The 21,270-nt window shown below is 43.6% G+C and carries 16 protein-coding genes; 10 read left to right on the top strand and 6 right to left on the bottom strand.

Annotated features, from left to right (window positions below; genetic code table 11):
- The first annotated feature begins 11 nt into the window (after positions 1-11).
- On the top strand, positions 12-2,084 hold the full coding sequence (locus HC723_RS11375; protein ID WP_190339162.1) for a protein-disulfide reductase DsbD family protein: 2,073 nt from the start codon (positions 12-14) through the stop codon (positions 2,082-2,084).
- A gap of 251 nt (positions 2,085-2,335) precedes the next feature.
- Complete coding sequence (locus HC723_RS17805) at positions 2,336-3,724, top strand: diguanylate cyclase domain-containing protein (protein WP_190339161.1); 1,389 nt, start codon at positions 2,336-2,338, stop codon at positions 3,722-3,724.
- 162 nt (positions 3,725-3,886) lie between these two features.
- Here HC723_RS17805 and gcvP read toward each other — a convergent pair whose 3' ends face one another.
- Together gcvP and gcvH are read right to left on the bottom strand one after the other, a co-directional pair.
- Positions 3,887-6,769: an aminomethyl-transferring glycine dehydrogenase gene (gene gcvP / locus HC723_RS11365; RefSeq protein ID WP_190339160.1), complete on the bottom strand. Its 2,883-nt coding sequence runs from the start codon at positions 6,767-6,769 to the stop codon at positions 3,887-3,889.
- Positions 6,770-6,906: 137 nt separating this feature from the next.
- Positions 6,907-7,290 (bottom strand): glycine cleavage system protein GcvH, encoded by a 384-nt coding sequence (gene gcvH / locus HC723_RS11360; protein ID WP_153448252.1) that lies wholly within the window; start codon positions 7,288-7,290, stop codon positions 6,907-6,909.
- Positions 7,291-7,685: 395 nt separating this feature from the next.
- On the opposite strand from gcvH, the gene HC723_RS11355 reads away from it, so the two are divergent.
- The 4 genes from HC723_RS11355 (at position 7,686) to HC723_RS11340 (ending at position 10,789) form a co-directional block, all read left to right on the top strand.
- The gene (locus HC723_RS11355; protein ID WP_190339159.1) at positions 7,686-8,276 is read left to right on the top strand and encodes a helix-turn-helix domain-containing protein; all 591 of its coding nucleotides are present in this window, start codon (positions 7,686-7,688) and stop codon (positions 8,274-8,276) included.
- 103 nt (positions 8,277-8,379) lie between these two features.
- Complete coding sequence (gcvT, locus tag HC723_RS11350; RefSeq protein WP_190339158.1) at positions 8,380-9,513, top strand: glycine cleavage system aminomethyltransferase GcvT; 1,134 nt, start codon at positions 8,380-8,382, stop codon at positions 9,511-9,513.
- Between the two features lie 325 nt (positions 9,514-9,838).
- Complete coding sequence (locus HC723_RS11345) at positions 9,839-10,246, top strand: hypothetical protein (protein WP_190339157.1); 408 nt, start codon at positions 9,839-9,841, stop codon at positions 10,244-10,246.
- A 117-nt stretch (positions 10,247-10,363) separates the two neighbouring features.
- Entirely contained in the window at positions 10,364-10,789 is a 426-nt protein-coding gene (locus HC723_RS11340; RefSeq protein ID WP_190339156.1) for a GNAT family N-acetyltransferase, read from the top strand.
- Between the two features lie 99 nt (positions 10,790-10,888).
- On the opposite strand, the gene HC723_RS11335 is transcribed toward HC723_RS11340, so the two are convergent.
- Complete coding sequence (locus tag HC723_RS11335; protein ID WP_190339155.1) at positions 10,889-13,738, bottom strand: FAD-binding and (Fe-S)-binding domain-containing protein; 2,850 nt, start codon at positions 13,736-13,738, stop codon at positions 10,889-10,891.
- Between the two features lie 320 nt (positions 13,739-14,058).
- On the opposite strand from HC723_RS11335, the gene HC723_RS11330 reads away from it, so the two are divergent.
- Genes HC723_RS11330 through HC723_RS11320 form a run of 3 tightly spaced genes read left to right on the top strand, consistent with a single transcriptional unit; the run spans position 14,059 to position 16,688 of the window.
- Positions 14,059-15,117 carry an ABC transporter substrate-binding protein gene (locus HC723_RS11330; RefSeq protein ID WP_190339154.1) on the top strand — a complete coding sequence of 353 codons (1,059 nt, stop codon included), beginning with the start codon at positions 14,059-14,061 and terminating at the stop codon, positions 15,115-15,117.
- 16 nt (positions 15,118-15,133) lie between these two features.
- Positions 15,134-15,901, top strand: coding sequence for an ABC transporter ATP-binding protein (locus HC723_RS11325; RefSeq protein WP_190339153.1), 768 nt, complete (start codon positions 15,134-15,136; stop codon positions 15,899-15,901).
- The gene (locus tag HC723_RS11320; RefSeq protein WP_153448259.1) at positions 15,894-16,688 is read left to right on the top strand and encodes an ABC transporter permease; all 795 of its coding nucleotides are present in this window, start codon (positions 15,894-15,896) and stop codon (positions 16,686-16,688) included. The genes HC723_RS11325 and HC723_RS11320 overlap by 8 nt, the downstream gene beginning before the upstream one ends.
- A gap of 116 nt (positions 16,689-16,804) precedes the next feature.
- On the opposite strand, the gene HC723_RS11315 is transcribed toward HC723_RS11320, so the two are convergent.
- The 3 genes from HC723_RS11315 to HC723_RS11305 form a co-directional block, all read right to left on the bottom strand.
- Complete coding sequence (locus HC723_RS11315; protein WP_153448260.1) at positions 16,805-17,200, bottom strand: GFA family protein; 396 nt, start codon at positions 17,198-17,200, stop codon at positions 16,805-16,807.
- A gap of 98 nt (positions 17,201-17,298) precedes the next feature.
- Entirely contained in the window at positions 17,299-17,931 is a 633-nt protein-coding gene (locus HC723_RS11310) for an NAD(P)H-binding protein (protein WP_190339152.1), read from the bottom strand.
- A gap of 73 nt (positions 17,932-18,004) precedes the next feature.
- Positions 18,005-18,430: a VOC family protein gene (locus HC723_RS11305; RefSeq protein WP_153448262.1), complete on the bottom strand. Its 426-nt coding sequence runs from the start codon at positions 18,428-18,430 to the stop codon at positions 18,005-18,007.
- Positions 18,431-18,689: 259 nt separating this feature from the next.
- Here HC723_RS11305 and HC723_RS11300 point away from each other — a divergent pair, with 259 nt between their 5' ends.
- Entirely contained in the window at positions 18,690-21,074 is a 2,385-nt protein-coding gene (locus HC723_RS11300) for a Lon protease family protein (RefSeq protein WP_190339174.1), read from the top strand.
- Positions 21,075-21,270: the final 196 nt, after the last annotated feature.

The raw sequence follows: 21,270 nt of genomic DNA, 5'->3' as shown, positions 1-21,270 counted from the left end.
TGAAACTAAGTATGAAACGTTTGATTCTATTGATGGTGTGGCTGACTAGTTTAGCATGTTCACTGCCCGTTATAGCCAACCAGCAAGCGACTCACCAACCTCTCATTTCGGTTTCTATGCTGACGGAAGCGACTCAACCCGTCGTCGGTCACACTCAAGACCTGGCCTTAAGAATGAAACCGCAGCAAGGTTGGCACGGTTACTGGGAGAATCCGGGTGATGCAGGTTTTCCTACGAGTTTTCAGTGGACACTGCCAAAAGGCGTCAGCATAGGTAAGGTGAAATACCCCGCCCCAAGTCAGCTCATAACCAGCGACATCATGAATTATATTTATCATGGTGAATATGTTCTGCTTGCGCCATTAACGATAGATAGCAGCATTACGGCCGGCACTTCTTTGCCTATTCAATTAAACATTAGTTATTTAGTGTGTAACCCTCAAACCTGTTTACCCGAGCAACAAACGATTAAAACCACGCTTACAGTTGGAGATGGTGATATCGCTCAATCGTCTCAACAGCAATTTAATCAATGGCGCCAAAAGCTGCCGAAACCTTTAGATTCTAAAGGCAAATTTGCGCTAGACAACGGCAAGTTAACGCTTTCACTGCCGCTTCCAGATTCGATAAATAGTGCGAAAGCGCATATATACCCTCTGATCAACAACACCATTGTCAATAATGCCAAACAAGCATTTTCACATGCAGGCGATGTGTTAACGATGCAAACACAAGTCGGTGAAGAGGTGGGTGACTTTTTCAATGGCGTGTTGGTATTGGACAATGGTATCGCCTTACGCTTTAGCGCGAACAAGACTCAACATGTTGCGTTTATTCCTAATAGTGGCAATACCAACCCAGAGCAGAAAAACACAAATCCAAAAAACACTTGGCTGCTTGGTCTTAGTGCGTTTTTCGGGGCTATTTTAGGCGGGTTGTTATTGAATATTATGCCGTGTGTTTTCCCTATTTTAAGTTTGAAGATATTAAGTCTTTCCCACCAAGGCTCAGAGAAACAAGCTAAGTTAGGTTCCATTGCTTATACCTTAGGAGCGGTATTGGTGTGTGTCTTACTCGGCGGGGTTATTTTAAGTTTACGAGCACTTGGGCATCAAATCGGATGGGCATTTCAATTACAAAGCCCTAGCGTTATTGCAGGATTAATTGTCCTGATGAGTGCGATAGGATTTAACTTAGCGGGATTATTTGAAATTGGCACCTTAACGTCAGGTTCGCGCTTACAAGACCAAAAAGGACCGATGGGTGACTTTTGGACTGGCGTATTGGCTGCATTTATCGCAACGCCTTGTACTGGCCCGTTTATGGCGACAGCATTAGGGGCGGCTTTGGTTTTACCCATTGGTATCGCATTTGTCATTTTTGCCGGCTTAGGCTTTGGGATGGCATTGCCGTTTTTATTAGTGGGCTTTATTCCCGCATTGCGAACTCGGTTGCCAAAACCTGGCGCATGGATGATCACCGCAAGACGTATTCTTTCCTTGCCAATGTTCATCACGGTATTGGGTTTACTATGGGTGTTAATGCGTCAAGCAAACGATAATTATGTACTGTTGGTGTTAGCAGCTACCATGTTATCGACCTTTGGGTTGTGGTTGACAGGGCTATGGCAGCATTCACAACATAAAGGCAAGTGGTGGCCTAGCATAATACTCACGTTGGTGCCTTTATTTGCCGTGATATACGCAGTTCCAAGTGTCCAAGCGCCGTCAACACAAAGGCAAACTGCGTCCAACGTAGTGGCGTTTAATATGGATAAATTAAATACTCTACGCGCTAAGCAAGATGTTTTTGTGTATTTTACTGCTGATTGGTGTTTAACCTGTAAAGTGAATGAAAAAACCTCAATTGATCGCGTCGAAGTGCAAACAGCATTTAAACAGCACAATATTGCGACTATGGTTGGGGACTGGACCAATGGTGATAGCCAGATCACTCAGTTTTTAGCTCAACATGGCCGCTCGGGTGTCCCTTTGTATTTGTGGTATAAAAAGGGAGTTGATACACCCATTGTGCTACCACAAATATTGTCACCAGCGATATTAATTAGTCATGTGAAAAATTGATCCGCTAAGTTTAGCGCTAAGGTTATTTCATATTCAAAATCCTGCTTCCGTAGCGGGATTTTTTTTGAATCAATAATCATATAGTTACTGACTATTCATTGGTGAAATTAATATTTAATGAGAGTACTATTAAGTAAGTGATTAATTGTTGGTTTTTTTGCAGAAATTATCTTCAATTGAGACTGAACGAGTATGAAACCATCACTGGGAAGTGGTGGTTAAATGTAATGGATGACTAGGGTGGTATCGCCGTGTTACCTATCGATAATTGGACACTGCTTGTTGTTATTGTTTTAATTTCTATTGGTTCTGCTATGACGTTAGCGGCTTTTTGGCGAACCCAAACCGAACCGAATGGGATTGGTTTTTGGGCAGTAGGTATGTCTTTCATTGGGTTTTCTGGTGCGGTGTTATTCACCCGAACTCAGGCCGCTGACATGTTACCGTTATTTATTGCCAATGCCGGTTATATTATAGGATTTCAGCTGATATTCATTGGCGCAAAAATATTTACTAAACGTTCCATCTCCCTCGCATTTGATTTTGCATTTCTACCGCTAGTGGCAGGGTGCTACTTTGTCTTTTCTTATATTGTCAATTTTCAGAATGCTCGTGTTGTGGTGTTTTCTGGCGCGATGGTGCTGATCTCTCTGGCGATTGTTTATGTTTTATTGAACGGAGCAAATAGCAAGCAACGCTCGACAAGAAAAATGGCAGCCGTGCTTTTTGCTTTATTTAGCTTCTTTCATTTTATGCGTGCTTTTATGGCGGTGCTATTTCCATATCAGCCCTCTTTGGTTGAGCATAACTTTGCCACCACTTCTTTATACCTCAGTACTATTTTGGTCCTTATCGGCTTTACCATCATTATTATTGTACAAAGCTATTCGATCCTACTGGCCAAATTACGAATGGTTTCACTGGCTGTCGACCAATCTGCATCCTCAATTGTGATCACGGATAGTCAGTGGAATATTGAGTATGTGAATCCGTCAGCATTAAGTAAAACGGGTTATCGTTTGGATGAAGTGCTAGGCCAGCGGGCAGATATTTTTGATGCCGATACCACGCCACCAGAAGAGCTAAAAAAAATATCCGATATTCTAGGATCGGGAAAAATATGGCGTGGCGAATTACTGACTCAAAATAAACAAACCGATAACGAATTTTGGGAGTTGGCATCAATCTCACCGGTTAAACGAAAAAATAATCAGATACGCCATTTTGTTGCGGTAAAAGAAGACATCACCGAGCTAAAACACGCCAAACAAAAAATTCAACATTTAGCCCAACACGACACCTTAACCGGATTGCCGACTCGGCAACTGATCATGACAAAGCTTGAAACGGCAATCACCACAGCCCAGCAAAGCAATGACCAATTAGCGGTGCTATTTATGGACTTAGATGGTTTTAAGTCGGTGAATGATACCTTTGGACACGGCACAGGCGATGCATTATTAAAGCTGATAGCGGCAAGACTGCGCTTGTGTATGCGTGATATTGATACCGTTGCTCGTATTGGTGGAGATGAGTTTCTGATGCTCTTTAACGGTGTTGCCGATCAGGCATCAGTGGCAATGATTGCAGAGCGCATGTTACACGCGATTGCAAAACCATTACCGAAAATCTTGAATTGATCACCAATAATGATTTAGATGCTTTAGCTAAAGTCTGTGGTTGATGATACATACGACTAAGATCATCTCAGCAAAAATATGAATTTCAAATCAAAAAAAACGAGCACCCAATTGAGTGCTCGTTTCAGTCTGCTTTCTTGACGCTACTCTACTTTCTTTGCACTACTCTGCATAGCTATCAATGCTCGGACATGAGCAGATCAAATTACGGTCGCCGTAGACGTTATCTACACGGTTTACGGTCGGCCAGTATTTCGAGCCTTGAGTGTGCGCGGTTGGGAAGCAAGCGATCTCGCGGCTGTATGGATGATCCCATTCGGTGGCGATCAAATCGACTTGAGTGTGCGGCGCATTGACTAACGGGTTGTTGTCTAGCGGCCATTCACCTTGCTGCACTTTATCCATCTCTTTGCGAATCGCGATCATCGCATCACAAAAACGGTCTAGTTCAGTTTTGTCTTCCGATTCGGTCGGCTCAACCATCAAAGTACCCGCCACTGGGAATGACATCGTTGGCGCATGGAAACCGTAGTCCATTAAACGCTTAGCAATGTCTTCTTCACTAATGCCGGTGGCTTCTTTAAGTGGACGAATATCAATAATACATTCGTGCGCCACACGCCCATGATGACCACGGTATAACACCGGATAATGAGGACGTAGACGTTCCATAATGTAGTTGGCATTCAAAATCGCAACTTTAGTGGCTTCGGTTAAGCCTTTACCGCCCATCATGGCAATGTAGGCCCACGAGATAGGTAGAATGGATGCGCTGCCAAGATCGGCGGCAGAAACCGCGTATTCTTTACCGACCACGCCATTTTCAATATGACCAGGTAGGAAAGGTGCAAGGTGCGATTTAACCCCAATCGGACCCATACCCGGGCCGCCGCCGCCATGTGGAATACAGAAGGTTTTGTGTAAGTTCAAGTGCGATACATCGCCACCAATCACGCCTGGATTTGTTAGGCCGACTTGAGCGTTCATATTCGCGCCATCTAAATACACTTGACCGCCTGCGGCATGCACCATGTCACACACTTTCTGCACTTGTTCTTCATACACACCATGCGTCGATGGGTAAGTGATCATAATGCTGGCTAGGTTGCTGCGGTGCTTATCAATTTTAGCGGCTAAGTCTTGAATATCGACGTTACCGTATTCATCACACATGACCACCACGACTTTCATCGACACCATTGACGCCGTTGCAGGGTTCGTACCATGGGCCGAACTTGGGATCAAACATACATTACGATGCCCTTCACCGCGGCTTTGATGGTAACGCTGGATTGCAATTAAACCGGCGTATTCGCCCGAAGCACCTGAGTTTGGTTGCAGTGAAAATTCATCATATCCGGTGATTTCGCACAGTTGTTGCTTTAATGAAGCGGCTAAAGCGGTGTAACCAGCGGCTTGATCGAGCGGTGCGAATGGGTGAATACTGCCAAATTCAGGCCAAGTGATTGGGATCATTTCGGCGGCGGCATTGAGCTTCATGGTACAGCTGCCCAGTGGGATCATGCCATGCGTTAATGAGAAGTCTTTGTTTTCAAGTTTTTTCAAGTAACGCATCATTTGTGTTTCACTATGATAGGTGTTGAACACCGGATGAGTTAGGTAGCTTGAAGTACGGCGACAGTTTTCTGGAATGGCCGCAAATTCGTTAGCGGCAATATCCGACGCAAAGGTATCAACTTTCCATTCAATGCCAAAAACAGCAAATAGTGCTTCGATGTCATCCGCAGTGGTGGTTTCATCTAAGCTAATGCCAAGTTGAGTCGGCTTTTTACGCAAGTTAATACCGGCATGTTGCGCCGCATGATACAAGCGCTCGGTGTGTTCTTGGCTGTTGATGGTAATGGTATCAAAGAAGCTGCTATTGGCGAGCTCATAACCTGAATGTTTTAAGCCAGCCGCTAAAATCGCGGTAAGGTGATGAGTGCGACGAGCAATCGTGCGTAAACCTTCCGCGCCATGATAGACCGCATAAAACGATGCCATGTTCGCCAGTAAAGCTTGAGCGGTACAGATGTTTGAGGTCGCTTTTTCGCGGCGAATATGTTGCTCACGCGTTTGCATTGCCATGCGCAGCGCTTGGTTGCCTTTGCTATCAATCGATACGCCAATGACTCGACCTGGCATGGTACGTTTGTGTTTCTCACGCGTTGCCATAAATGCCGCGTGTGGACCGCCGTATCCCATTGGGACGCCAAAACGTTGCGCGCTGCCAATCACCACATCTGCGCCCATTTCACCGGCCGGTTTTAATAGCGTTGAAGCCAGTAGATCGGTTGCTACCGTCACAAGGGTTTTATTGGCTTGAGCGGCGCTGATTATGTCGGTTAAATCACGAACCTCACCGGTGGTGCTTGGGTATTGCAGCAATGCGCCAAATACGTCTTGCTCGGCCAGAGTGTCGATATTGCCAACCATGACTTCAAAGCCAATAAATTCTGCGCGAGTTTTTACCACTTCAATCGTTTGTGGGTGCACATCATCGGCAACAAAGAATACGCTGCTTTTGCTTTTTCCTGCGCGCTTGCACAGTGTCATCGCTTCACCAGCCGCCGTTGCTTCATCTAATAATGAGGCGTTGGCAATGTCCATGCCTGTTAGGTCCATCACCATTTGTTGGTAATTCAGCAGTGACTCTAAACGGCCTTGTGAGATTTCTGGTTGATAAGGCGTGTAGGCAGTGTACCAACCTGGATTTTCAAGCACATTTCGTAGGATCACATTAGGCGTGAAGGTGTTGTAATAACCTTGACCAATAAAGGTGCGCTTAATGGTATTGAGATTGGCGAATTGTTTCATTTGTCCCAGCATGTCGTTTTCAGACATTGGGGCTTTAAGTTCCATCGCACTTTCGAGGCGAATGTGTGCAGGAACGGTTTGAGTGATCAGATCATCTAGGCTATTCGCTTTGGTTTCACTTCGCTCATTGATGATATCCAACATGCGTTGTTGGTCGGTGCTATTCGGGCCATTATGGCGACCGATAAATTCTTCGTTATTGCTAAGAGAGTTTAATAAATTAGTCATGGTTATCCCTAAACTTAGATCTTTTTACTTAAAACTACCTAAAGGAAAAGCCAGTGAAAGAGTCCACTGACTTTATATGATTGAATTTGCGAATATAAATGAAAAATCCAACCATATAAGATGATTGGATTTTAGTTTTACTCGTCTTCTTCGATTGCTGCTAGGTAGCTTTCGGCATCTTTTAAGTTTTCTAATTCAGACGCATCTTCAATCTTCACTTTCGCAATCCAGCCGCCATCGTAAGATTCGCTGTTAATTAGCTCTGGGCTATCTTCTAAGTCTTCGTTAATTTCAACGATTTCGCCGGTTACTGGAGAGTAGATATCTGACGCCGCTTTAACTGACTCAACCAGTGAAAAACCTTCGCCCGCATCGACGGTGTCGCCCACTTCAGGCAGATCGACAAAAACCACATCGCCAAGCATTTCTTGTGCATGCTCAGAAATACCGATAGTAACCGTACCGTCGCCGTTATCGCGAACCCATTCGTGGCTTTCTGTAAACTTAAGAGTCATATCCATTTTCTTGCTCCAGAGTATGTCTGTTGGATCAGTGATTTATACGCAATCGTTTGCTTTGAAATCGTATTTATCGCGGCAAACCATCACAAGTTTCATTGAGTAAAAGTTTTTTGTTTGATATTTAGCTTCATAATAAAGCGTGATATATCTCCATAACATACTTTTCATAGGTCAAATATTCAACCAAAAGTTTCCGATAAGAAACAAGATTTCTAATTTTGCTACAAGCCGCACTTTTTTGAACTTTGTTGCTATGGTTGAACACGGCGTACTCTGTATTATCGATTAACTCAGATTTTGGCAATCGATTGCGCCATGTGGTGGAGTTAAGAGGTTATTTAGCCGCATCCGCGCAATTAAGATAAGGAATATCCGTGAGCTTAGGAGCAACAAAAATGAAATTTCAGTCTGATGATAGCGATCAAACGCTCACGCCACTGGATTTAGGGCAAAGACTGAAAGATATCCGTTTGCAAATGGGGCTCACGCTTGAAGAAGCCAGCAAGCGAACGGGGTTGGCGCGCTCTACATTATCAAAAATGGAAAATAGCCAGATCTCACCAACCTTTCAAGCATTGCAAAAATTAGCAACTGGGCTGGATATGCCTATTCCGCAGATCTTTGAACCGCCAAAGCAACCCAGTGCGGTAGGGCGACGCGATATTACTTTAAAGGGGCAAGGCAAGCCGCATCCAACATCTACTTATGAGCATGAACTGCTGGCCAGTCAATTATCAAATAAAAAAATGGTGCCCTTTAAAAGCCGTATTCGATCGCGCCATTTTGATGATTATCAAGAGTGGATCCGCCATGACGGGGAAGAGTTTTTGTTGGTACTGGAAGGCGAAGTCCGTTTTTATTGTGAATTTTATGAACCGGTTGATTTAAAAGAAGGCGATAGTGTGTATTACGATGCCAGTATGGGGCATACGCTGATCTCAACCGGAGAAAATGACGGTTTAATATTGTGGGTGACGGCGAAATAATACCGATATCGACAACAATATTTGACATTTATATCGAAAGAACAAGCCGCAAGCCCGAATGGGAGTGCGTAACCAAAACACTGGATAATCCGTTGGAGGATACATGACAGAGCAGCACGCGACACAAACCCCACTGAAAACACCTTTATACGATGTGCATGTAGAAGCGGGTGCAAAAATGGTTCCTTTTGCTGGTTACGACATGCCAGTGCAATATCCATTAGGTGTGAAAAAAGAGCATTTGCATACGCGTGATGCCGCGGGGCTTTTTGATGTGTCTCACATGGGGCAATTACGCTTAAAAGGCGCGAATGCTGCGGCGGGTTTAGAGTCGCTTGTACCGGTTGATATTATCGATCTTCCTGCTGGGAAACAGCGCTATGCGTTCTTTACCAATGAGCAAGGCGGCATCATGGATGATTTGATGGTGGCGAACTTAGGCGATCATCTGTTCGTGGTGGTTAACGCGGCCTGTAAAGCGCAAGATATTGCTCACCTACAAGCGAACCTGCCAAGTGATGTTGAAATCGAAGTGATTGAAGACCGCGCATTATTAGCACTGCAAGGCCCGAAAGCGGCGCAAGTGTTGGCTCGCATCGAACCGTCTGTCAGCGACATGTTGTTTATGGATGTGAAAGTGATTCAATTAAATGGCATTGAGTGCATTGTTAGCCGTTCGGGCTATACCGGTGAAGATGGCTATGAGATCTCTGTGCCAAGTAAGCAAGCGGTCGAATTTGCCAATACCTTAACGGCATTTGAAGAAGTAGAGTGGATTGGTTTAGGCGCGCGTGATTCACTGCGTTTAGAGTGCGGCTTGTGTTTATACGGACACGATCTGGATACCACCACCACGCCAGTAGAAGCGAGCTTGTTGTGGGGTATTAGTAAGCCGCGCCGAGCTGATGGTGAACGTGCTGGTGGCTTCCCAGGCGCTGATATCATTTTGCAACAGATTGCCACTAAAGATGTCGTGCGTAAACGTGTTGGCTTAGTGGGACAAACCAAAGCGCCGGTGCGTGAAGGGACAAAATTATTTGATGCTGCTGATAATGAAATTGGTATTGTTACCAGCGGAACAGCAGGGCCTACGGCTGGTAAACCAGTATCAATGGCGTATGTAAGTACTAACTTATCGGTTATTGGTACTGAAATCTTTGCTGATGTGCGTGGTAAGAAACTGCCAATGCTGGTTGAGAAAATGCCGTTTGTGCCACAGCGTTACTATCGTGGTTAATAGATAGGCGTGGTTAAAAAATAGCGTGGTTAATAGATCGATGTGGTTAAAAAAATAGCGCGGTTAATATCTGGTGCAATGAATAGATAAGCGTGTTAAAAACTGCGATTAATCTGGATGTTTAATTAAAGACAAACGGCAGGGATGAGTACTCATTCCTGCCGTTTTTGTTTGTTAGATATGTCGATATTTTTCAGTTTATAGAATATTGATGGCTGATCACACAGCCTTCGGCGACCAACAATCAAATCAGTTAATTTTTTATTGCAACGGTTTGCTATTGAGCGATACCATGTAAGGCTATTTTCTTGGTAAAGATTTGATTATGTCAGATGAAGAACTCGCACTAAAATGGATGCGCCAACAAGCTCGTAAAATTGATCCTTATGTGGTCAACCCGTCTTTTGACGAGTGCGTTGAACTGATTGAGCCTGCTTTCCAAAAAGGGCAAAGTTTCGCGCAACTTAAATATCTTTTAGGCGAAGCCGACCGTAGAGCGGGCGCGGCAGAGCGTAAACATGCAGCCTTAAAGTTTGCCAAAGAAAAGAACCCCAATGCCGGTCAAGTTTTGCGTCTGCAGAGTAAACTGCAGCAAGTTCAATTGGCGTTAAAGCTTGCCACCAGCGATAACAACATGACTATCTCACAGTTTTGTTCTGAATATGATGTAAGCAAGCGAGATGGCAACACCGCGTGGAATAAGACTTTAGTGGAGATCAGTAAAAGAAAGTAAATGTTTTAGGACTTATGCAATAACCAGCCTTAGGCCTTCCTTACCAATCCTTCATGAGATCACTTCGATTTGATTCAAGTTACTGGCGAATAGATGGCGAGTGTATTGGGAGTACGAATGGAAATAAGAAAGTTTCATCATGATCATCGAGTATCACTAAGGCAGTTGTATTTAGAATCAAGAACGGCGACGTTTACTTGGTTAGATACTCGACAATTCAAGTTGTCAGATTTTGAGCGAGACACGGATGGTGAACAAATCTGGGTTGCCGTTGAGGGTGAAGACGTCATAGGTTTTATTTCAATCTGGGAGCCTGAATGTTTTATCCATCATCTTTTTGTTCGTCCTCAAAAATTGCGCACAGGCGTAGGTCTTAAACTATTAACAATCGGCAAGCAGTATTATTCTGAGTTGAGCTTGAAGTGCTTAGTGGCGAATGAGAATGCGGTTGGATTTTATCACTCTGTCGGCTTTACCATTGTATCGACTACTGAAAACGGTCTGGAGAGTTACCATCTTATGAAGTTGAGTACCCAAGCCTAGCAAGTTAATAGCATGCAAAATAACCCGATAAAACCTTATTTGACACTGGTTTTATTGGGTTTTTTATTGTCGGTTATGCGTTGATAACGATCAACATACTCACTGCGCCGCTTCGCTCACTAAATACAAAATAGATTGATAAGGAATACCGCTGTGGTGCGATAGGCCGATTTCACAGGTTAGGCTGTTACTAAAACCGCGAGTGCAGTGGGTGGGGACTTGGGCTTTTAATGGGTGCAGTGCCGCTTGATTTAACTCTGGGGTATTAAAGCCTTTATCGCCAGCCCAGCCGCAACATTGAATATGCTCCGGTACGATCACGTTTTTCGCGCATTGTGTTGCGAGGGCGAGCATCTTGCTTTCAAGCCCCATCATGCGACTGCTGCAAGTGACGTGCAGCATGACCGTTTCGTCGATCGGTTTAAGCGTTAAGTGTTCAGCGGCGTGCTCGATAATAAAATCAGAGGGTTCGTAAATACTCAGTCCTTTACTAAACAATTGTAAGCTTTGTTTCACACATGGGCTGGTATCCATCAATACCGGATAGGTGCCTTGTTGGCTGGCTTGCCATAAGGTTTCTTCGAGTTGGTGAGATTTTTTATCTCCAAGCGCATCCATTCCTTTGCTTTTGTATGGCATTCCACAGCATTGTTCGCTGAGATTTTTCGGCAAGATAATATCAAATCCTGCCTGAGTTAATAACGACATAGTGATCGCGGTTAATGAAGGCGCATTAGTGTTTGAGCCCATAGTGCGGCTCACACAAGATGGAAAATAAACCACCTTATTGTGTTGAACATCGGCGATCTTGCTGCGATCGCTAGCGGCTTCATCTAATGTGCGCATTGGCAGTTTATGTGGGTTGGCTGGGGGGATTTCGGCTAACCACATTGGCGTGCGTTCATGGGTTAATTTACGCATTCCATTGAGCATACTCGCCATGCCTTTGCGACTGATGAGCTTAGTCATAATGTTGTTAATGCTAAGACCCGTTTTGATGATTTTGGCGCTGGTGGCAAAGTGATCACTGGTCCAACGGGCGATAAGCGGAAAGTGTGCAGCTTGATCTTGTTTGGTTGGATACTTCTCAGCGCGCAGTTTTTTAACCAAATCACCGGTGTTAATACCGACTGGGCAACGTTGCTCACATAAGCCGGTGGCGGCGCAGGTTTCAATCCCTTGGTAGTTAAATAGCTCTGCAAGATGTTTGGCGGTTTGTTTGCCGTCGCGGCGTTGCTGTTGTAATTCTCGATATAACACAATGCGCTGACGTGGCGATAAACTTAACGTGCGAGATGGGCATACTGGTTCACAAAATCCACATTCAATACAGCGATCGACTAAATCATCCGCTTTGGGCATTGGTTTTAAATCACTTAAATGCGCTTGAGGATCGGGATTAATGATAACCCCAGGATTTAATAACCCTTGCGGATCAAACAATGCTTTGATTTGCTGCATTAAGCGATAGCCTTGTTTGCCCCATTCGAGTTCGACATATGGCGCCATATTTCGGCCAGTGCCATGTTCGGCTTTTAATGAACCTTGGTATTTTACTGCCACTAATTGAGTGACATCATCCATAAACTGGCCGTATCTCTCGACTTCACTTTGGGCTTCAAATCCTTGAGTAAACACAAAGTGTAAATTGCCGTCTAGCGCATGACCAAAAATGATCCCTTCAGAATAATCATACTTTTCAAATAACTGCTGAAGCTCTCGTACCCCGTTGGCTAAATGCTCAACCGGAAAAGCCACATCTTCGATGATCACCGTAGTACCCGCTTCTCGAACCGCCCCTACCGCAGGGAACAAGCCTTTACGAATATTCCACAATCCGGCAACGGTTTCTGCCTCGGTGGTGAAAGGCACGGATTCGATGATGTTGAAATCGTCCAGTCGGCTTAAAATTTGCTCACATTGGTCGGCTAATTGTTCGTGATTGGTCGCGTGTGATTCGATCAGTAAGGCAGTAGCTTCTAAATCTAAGTGTTTAATAAATGCAGGCATGCCAGGTTTATCGGCAACCGATCGCAGTGAACGGCCATCCATCATCTCTACCGCGGCAACAGGGGTATTTGCTAAAATGCTTACCGCTTGGCTGGCTTGTTCAATATCGGCAAAAACTAATAATGTCGAACCTTTATGTTGATGTTCAATAACCGTGTGGTAGGTGATCTCGGCAATAAAACCTAATGTGCCTTCTGAACCTATCATTAAATGTTGGATAATTTGGATAGGATCGGTGAAATCCACCAAGGCATTAATCGCATAACCTGTGGTGTTTTTTAACCGGTATTTATGCTGAATTAAATGTGCCAGTTCGTGGTTACTTTTGGTGTCTTGCGCCAGAGCCGCTATACGGCCAATAAAATCGGGGTGGGTGCGTTTAAAGGTTTCAATACTTTGCGGGTTGCTGGTGTCTAAAATTGAACCATCGGCAAACACAATCTTCATGCTGTCTAGGGTTTGATAGGAATTTTGCGCGGTGCCACAACACATGCCACTGGAGTTATTTGCTGCAATGCCCCCAATTTTACAGGCATTGATTGAAGCAGGATCGGGACCAATTTTACGCGAAAAAGGCGTGAGGTATTTGTTGGCATCTGCGCCAATCACTCCAGGTTGTAGTGAAATCTTGTCGCCATTATCGAGTATTTGATGTTTTCGCCAATCATCGGTAAGAGTAATTAAGACCGAATCGGATACCGCTTGCCCAGAAAGGCTGGTTCCCGCTGCGCGAAAGGTAAATGGTACTTTCAGTTCTCGGCAACAACGCATGGCATAAAGCAACTCGTCGATATCTTGAATACGCAATACGATCTTAGGCACTAAGCGGTAAAAGCTAGCATCGGTGCCATAAGCTAGGCACTTATCTTGCTGGCTAATAATGCGATCGCTATCGATCCGTTGAGCTAAGTCGTGTTCGAGTTGAGAATAAATGTCCATATTGTTTAGTACCATGCGTTTATTATCATTGGGTTATATAGAAGATCACGCATCAGTATATACCTAAGTTGCTTTTACTCGCCATAATCAATATCGAAGGTGATACGTGGGTTGATATTGTTATGATGTTGATGCCATCACTTTAGATTGAGCGCAGATCAGCATGTTTGGCCATTCAATGTTTAAGCTTAAAACTCGCTTGAGCATTGATTCAAGCTATAAAATGGAATAGGTTAATAGTATGGAAGAAATCTGTAACGAAATATAAGTTTGTTACGATATGAAAAATAACAATAAAAATAACCGTCATGGAGAACAGGATGTTCAACCTTCAAAGAAAATCGCTACGGACCTTAATTGGATCATTTGTTGTTTTATCCACTATTTATACCGCTAACATTTTTGCGCAAGATAAAGCGGTCACACCCAACACCGAAATTACCGTGGGCGCATTACGCTTTACCAGTCACGCTGCGACCTTTGTTGCCGTTGAGCGAGGTTATTTCAAACAACAAGGTCTCGACGTTAAATTAAAATTCTTTCAAGCGGCTCAACCAATGGCGGTGGCCGTAGCCTCGAAAGATGTTGATTATGCCGTGACAGCCATGTCGGGGGGATTGATTTCTTTAGCCGATAAAGGGGCGATTAAGATAATTGGTGGGTCTTTAACTGAAGATCCCAAGGTTAATGGGCAAAAAATAGTCGTATCGAATAAAGCCTTTGAATCGGGTGTCACCGATCCATCAAAGCTCGATGGTAAGGTCTGGGCAATTTCCCAAAAAGGATCTTCTTTTCATTATGTTGGTTCACAAATAGATCAACAAGAAGGCGTTGATCTTAGATTTAAACCACTACAAAAAGTCGGCGCGATTATTGGCGCTTTAAAGTCTGGTCAAGTCGATGCATGGTCGATTGTTCCACATATTGCCAAACCATTAGCCGACAGCGGAGCGGTTCATATTATCGGTAATGTGTCTGATTACCTGCCAAATTATCAGGTAACCACCGTATTTACGTCGACTAAAAATGCCAATGATGAAAGAGATCAAACTCAAGCATTTTTAACTGCGTTAGCCAAAGGTGCTGCGGATTATAATGCCGCAATGGTGGATCATACTGCTGGTCAGCAAGGCCAAGATGATATGGTGAAATTGATCCATAAATATATTTATACCGATCGTCCGTTAGAAAAAGCCGCACCAAGTATTATTAACGGTTCGATGCGTTTAAATGCGGACAACTTCCTCAATATGGCGTCTTTGCAAAATCAATTGGATTGGTTTCAGCAAGGAAAAATGGTGAAAGCGTCGATTAAATTAACCGATATCGTAGATACCAGTTACGTTAAAACGGTTGATGAAAAGCCTGATACCAAATAAATGCCAAGGGAAAAAAATGAATTTAAGCATTGAACAACTCGGCCATTCATACGGACAAATGGAAGTGCTGAGAGATATCACTTTAGATATTCCGGCGGGAAAAATTGTGTGTATTGTTGGCCCTTCTGGTTGTGGGAAATCGACATTATTACGCTTAATTGGCGGTTTAGAACAGGCGACTTCTGGGCAAATATTTCAAGTTGGCGAACCACCACAAGCTTGTTTGAATCCATTAACGTATGTTTTTCAACATTTTGCTTTATTGCCTTGGCGCACGGTAGAAGGGAATATTAGTGTGGTGTTAGAAGATCATAAATTATCTAAAGCACAAGTAAATGACATTATTACGGATGTATTGACGCGCACGAATTTAACCGATTTTCGTCAAGCATTACCTAAGCAATTGTCTGGTGGTATGAAACAACGTGTGGCGATTGCTCGTGCGTTAGCGGTAAAACCGGCGGTGATGTTAATGGATGAACCGTTATCGGCATTAGACAGCCAAACTCGTGAGCTATTAATGGATGATTTGGTTCATCTTTGGACTAAAGAGCCATTTACTGCCGTGTATGTGACGCATAACTTAAATGAAGCCGTCCGTCTTGGACATAAAATTGTGGTGTTATCACGTCGTCCCGGCTGTATTCATAAGGTCGTCGATATTGATATTCCGCTGAGTGAGCGTCTTGCAGGAAATGCCACTTTAACCGAAAAACAAGCGTATTTATGGGACTTGATGCGAGATGAAGCGATGGCGGCAGAAGGGGAGTTGATTGATGGATAATGCAACTCGAAAAGCGGTTCCCTTTCGTGGTGGTGGTTTTGACCCACAGCCTAAAGTTTGGATTGGTGTTTGCACTTTTATCGTATTGATTTTGTTGTGGGAGTTAGGTTCTCGAACGGGGTTTCTTTCACCGCTCACCATGCCAATGCCGTCAAATGTATGGGCAACCTTTGTCGATTTATACCAAAGCGGTTTATTGTGGCAGCAGTTACTACCTTCGTTAACTCGTTTAGCGGTTGGTGCTAGTATCGGCGTGGTTGTTGGGATCGGTTTAGGCTTAATCATCGGACTGTTTTCATTGGCTCGGGCGGGCTTAGTGCCTTTGATTTCCGCTATTTTTCCAATTCCTAAAATTGCATTGTTGCCATTATTTGTGATCTGGTTTGGAATTGATGAAGCTTCTAAATATGCATTGATCGCGTTTGGCACTTTTACGCCAACGGTGGTCGCAACCTATGGCGCTGTCGATAATGTCGATCGTTCACTTATTCGCATGGGGCAGAGTTTTTCGATGTCGTGGTTGTCGATTGTGCGAAAAATTGTATTACCAGGTGCAATGCCAGGTATTTTATCTGGTTTACGTGTCAGCTTAGCGATTGCCATTATTCTACTGGTCGCGGCGGAAATGCTCGGGGCGGAATATGGTATTGGCGCGTATATTTTAGAAGCTGGTTCATTATATGATCTCGACCGACTGTTTACTGGCGTGGCAATATTGTCATTACTCGGGGTTATCATTAGTTTTGTTATTGGGCAAATTGAGAAGCGAGTGTTGCGCTGGCGATGAGTTTCCGCTTCTTAATCCATGCGCTTCTAATTCAACATTGCGATATTTGTCCATAAATGAAACTTGTCCATAAACGCCATAGCGTATCCATAAAGATGCAGTTATGGCGTTGTCTATCATTTATCTGCAGGGTGATTGACACCATCACTTGTGACAATATCCCCTAAATCAAACGGATTAACGCCCTCAAGGCACCCAATATTAAAACCGTATTCATTCGGATTAGAACGACGTTGATGATGGGTGTAGATACCGCAATTTGAACAAAAATAATGTTTGGCGATCTCTGTATTAAATTGATAAAGCTTTAATACTTCCTCACCTTTAATAATACGAATACCAGATAAATCGACGGAACCCACAATTGCGCCTTTTCTTCTGCAAATTGAACAATCACATCGGCGTGGATTCTCGATACCATTAGGTAGAGTTAGCTCAAGCACCACGGATCCGCAGTGACAAGTAGCCTTATGCTTGAGTTGAATTACGGTATTACCGACTTGTTTGATCATACTGAAACCTCCTTGTTTCATAATGGGGGAATATAGCCTGAATGGCTGATTACCTTTAACTTTTTTGAGTTAAATTTATCTTATCGAAGTTATGAGAATTAATTTGCTAATTGAGCCGAACGAATACGATGGCAACCAGGCTTAGATTCTACGGCTGAATCTAACAGAGCTTGTGCAATATTACTGGCAGGGCTAATGCGCCATCGCTTAGGTAATAATGGCTGAGTTAATGTTAAAGCGATTGCTAATATTCGTTCGCCAAATCGAAAATCATCCCGTTTGCCACCGATTAAACCAGGTTGAACAAAGGTTAAAGAGTCAAAGCCGATGGTTTGTAAATTTTGTTCTACTTCACCTTTTATTTGGTTATAAAAGACTTTTGAAGACGGGTTGGCACCTAGGGCAGAGTTAAGAATATAGCTGGATGCTCCATGTTGGTGAGCAAGCCGCGCGACCATTAATGGGTAATCATGATCGACACGTTTAAACGCGGCTTTCGATCCTGCAGACTTAATTGTGGTACCTAACGTACAGATCACGGCATCAACATTCCAACATGATTGTTCGGCGGAGAGTTGCTCGAAATCGATCATGGTGGAAATCAATTTAGGGTGAGTGGTTAACGCTCTACGAGTTGGAGCGATAATGGCGGTCACTCTTGGGTCGGCTAATGCGAGATCCAAAACGTGTCGCCCAACTAATCCAGTAGCGCCAATGATCAATAATTTCATTTATTCCCTCTAATTAACTCACCGAATTTTATGTCGAAACAAATTTAATCGCTTCAGAATGCCCAATAATAAACTATTTAGCAAAGAGTTGATTCATGTCCTTAAACGCTTTGAATTCCAAGGCGTTACCACAAGGGTCGAAGAAGAACATTGTCGCTTGCTCCCCAACTTGACCTTGAAAACGTATGTAAGGATCAATCACAAATTCAATATTAAAATGCTTTAATCGTTCGGCGAGTGCTTCCCACTGTTGCCATTGCAATACAATACCAAAGTGAGGTACAGGAACATGATGACCATCGACTGCATTAGTATAAGCATGTTCTTGAGTAGTGGTTTTTGGGTGTTTATGGATGACCAGTTGATGGCCATAAAAGTTAAAATCAACCCAATCTTTGCTAGAACGACCTTCTTCAAGTCCAAAAATATCATGATAAAAATCACGGGCTAAATCGATATCATAAACAGGGATTGCAAGATGAAAAGGGGATAAGGTCATAAATGTCTCCTATGGACGAAATCAAACAGTCATGTATGGAATGGGTTACCCAATTACCTTAGTTGACAACATTATTATTGGCTAATAACTTGCTTGAAATTTAACCGTTTAAGCCTCAATTTAACCTAAATACCTCAAACTACGATAAAAACGTACTATTCTAAAAGGATGCAATGCTACAGTAGTTTCATGATTTTTAACTAAGTAAGGATTGCTTATGTCGAAAAATTCGCATCCAACCGATCTTCATCCTGAAAATATGTATTCAACATCTCCTGCATCGCTTCTTCATACTCTCGATGCCGACCAGCTTTACAACCCAGCCGATCTTGATCAGCTTCCTTGTAAATCGACCAAAGATATCCCGCCGATTGATGAAATAGTCGGGCAAGAGCGCGCGCAAAAAGCGGTCGAATTTGCTATGTCGATAAAAGACAAAGGCTACAATATTTACGCTTCTGGGCAAAATGGGTTAGGCAAACGCACCATGATCTTGCGTTATCTAAATCGCCATCAACCCGATGACTTACAAATATTTGATTGGTGTTATGTTACCAATTTCGAAGATCTGCGTAAGCCAAAGGTGCTGAAATTAGCGGTGGGTTTGGGTAAGCAGTTGCGTCAAGATATTGAAAAACTGTTAGGTAAATTGGTTAAAGCTCTGCCGTTAGCTTTTGATAACGAAGTGTATTTTAATCGCTCGGAAAAGCTTAAAAATCAGCTCAATCAAAAACAGCAAAGCGCGTTAGAAGAGATCACCAAAGAAGCCAAAGATAAGCGGATAAGCTTAACGGTGACCATGCAAGGCGACTATGAATTTATCGCCATGTTTGATGATGAAACGATGCATAACGAAGAAACCTTTGATGCATTGACCCGTAAAGAGCAAGATTACTTTCGTACCACCATTGATGCACTTGAATTTAAGTTGCGTGGCATGGTGCGCCAGCTCACCGAATGGGAAGAGTCATTCAGTGATAAGTTAAAAAAACTCAATGATGAAACCACGTTAGAGGTGTTGGCTTATCAAATTAAAGCGTTAAAAGAGACCTATTCCGATCACCCTGAAATTAAGCAACACTTAACTAAACTGCAAAAAGACATTGTCGAAAATGTTGATATCTTCTTACAAGAAAGCGATGAGCAAAATGAGATCGCATCTGCCTCTTTAGACGGAAAATTGCCGCGTCGTTACAGCATTAACGTATTGGTTAATCAACAACAAAATACCTTTCCAATTGTGGTGGAAGATACGCCAAATTATCACAGCATATTTGGTTGTGTAGAAACCGCCACTTATAAAGGCACCGTGTTTACCGATTTCTCATTGATCCGATCGGGCAGCATTCATAAAGCCAATGGCGGGGTATTGCTGCTTGATGCGATTAAAGTGTTAGAACAGCCTTATGTGTGGGATGGTATTAAGCGCGCATTACGGGCTCGGCAATTAAGCTTAACGTCACTGGAAAAAGAGGTGACGCTAAGTGGTGCGGTCTCGCTCGATCCTGAGCCTATTCCCTTGGATGTAAAGATCATTTTATTTGGTGATTATAATACTTATCAACTGCTGCAACATTACGATCCGGAGTTTAGTGAGCTATTTCGAGTGACCGCCGATTTTGAAGATGAAATGCCGAGAACTCAAGATGCCGAAATGCATTATGCGCGTTTTATTTCCAGCATTGTGCACGACAACGGTATGTTGCACTGCGATAAAAAAGCCATCGCCAAGATCATCGAACACAGCTCGCGTATGTCGGGTAATCAAAATAAGTTGTCTTTGCATTCGGCTCATATTGCCAATTTATTGCGTGAATCTAATTATGTGGCGCGTGGAGCGAAGTCGAATTTGATCCGCGCTTCTCATGTTGATCAAGCTTTGAGTAACCAAGAGTTGCGGGTTAATCGAGTGCAAGACAATGTGATGGAAACGTTCACCAATGGCACCACTTTGATTAAAACCCAAGGCTCGGCGGTGGGTGTGGTCAATGCGTTATCTGTGTTATCCACCACCGATCACATGTTTGGCGCGCCCAATCGAATTACCGCCACGACGGCATTTGGTGACGGCGATATTTTAGATATCGAACGTAATGTCGATTTAGGTGGCAGTATTCACTCGAAAGGGGTGATGATCTTGTCGGCATATTTGGCATCGATTTTAGGTCGCAGCGCAAAAATCCCACTGACGACGCATATTACTTTTGAGCAGTCTTATGGTGGCGTAGATGGAGATAGCGCTTCAATGGCAGAGGTTTGCGCGATAGTGTCTGCTTACTCCAAATTGCCGTTACGCCAAGATATTGCTATTACCGGTTCTATGAATCAGTTTGGTGAAGCGCAGCCAATTGGTGGTGTGAATGAGAAAATCGAAGGCTTCTTTGAGGTATGTAAAATTAAAGGACGCCAGCACTCTCAAGGGGTGATCATTCCACAATCGAATGTGCAAAACTTGATGTTGTCGCTTGAAGTCAGAACCGCCGTTGCCAAAGGGGAATTTCATATTTGGCCGATTGAGCATGTGACTCAAGCCATTGAAATTTTCACCGGAATTGAAGCTGGAGAAATTGCAGATGATTTCACCTTCGCGGTCGGCAGTGTCTTTGGGATCACTCAAGCTAAGTTGAATGCACTAAGGCGGTAGAGAATCTTGCAGAAGATTAGGGGCTGTTGATCTTTCGTGGTTGTTTTTGCTGCGAATTGTTGGGTTTTCATACAAGGAAGAGGCTTTGTGGTGTAGCTGGCTACACGAAAAGCCGATGACGAAGTAGAAAAGACCAACAAACGCAGCCCGAAGGGTTCGGCTAAAAGCCTTTTACTCTTCGTTAAGTCTCATTTAC

It is taken from the genome of Vibrio sp. S11_S32 (assembly GCF_014694465.1).
Lineage (GTDB): Bacteria > Pseudomonadota > Gammaproteobacteria > Enterobacterales > Vibrionaceae > Vibrio > Vibrio algicola.
Note: the sequence above shows the minus strand (reverse complement) of the source record. Positions and strands in the feature narration are given on the sequence as shown.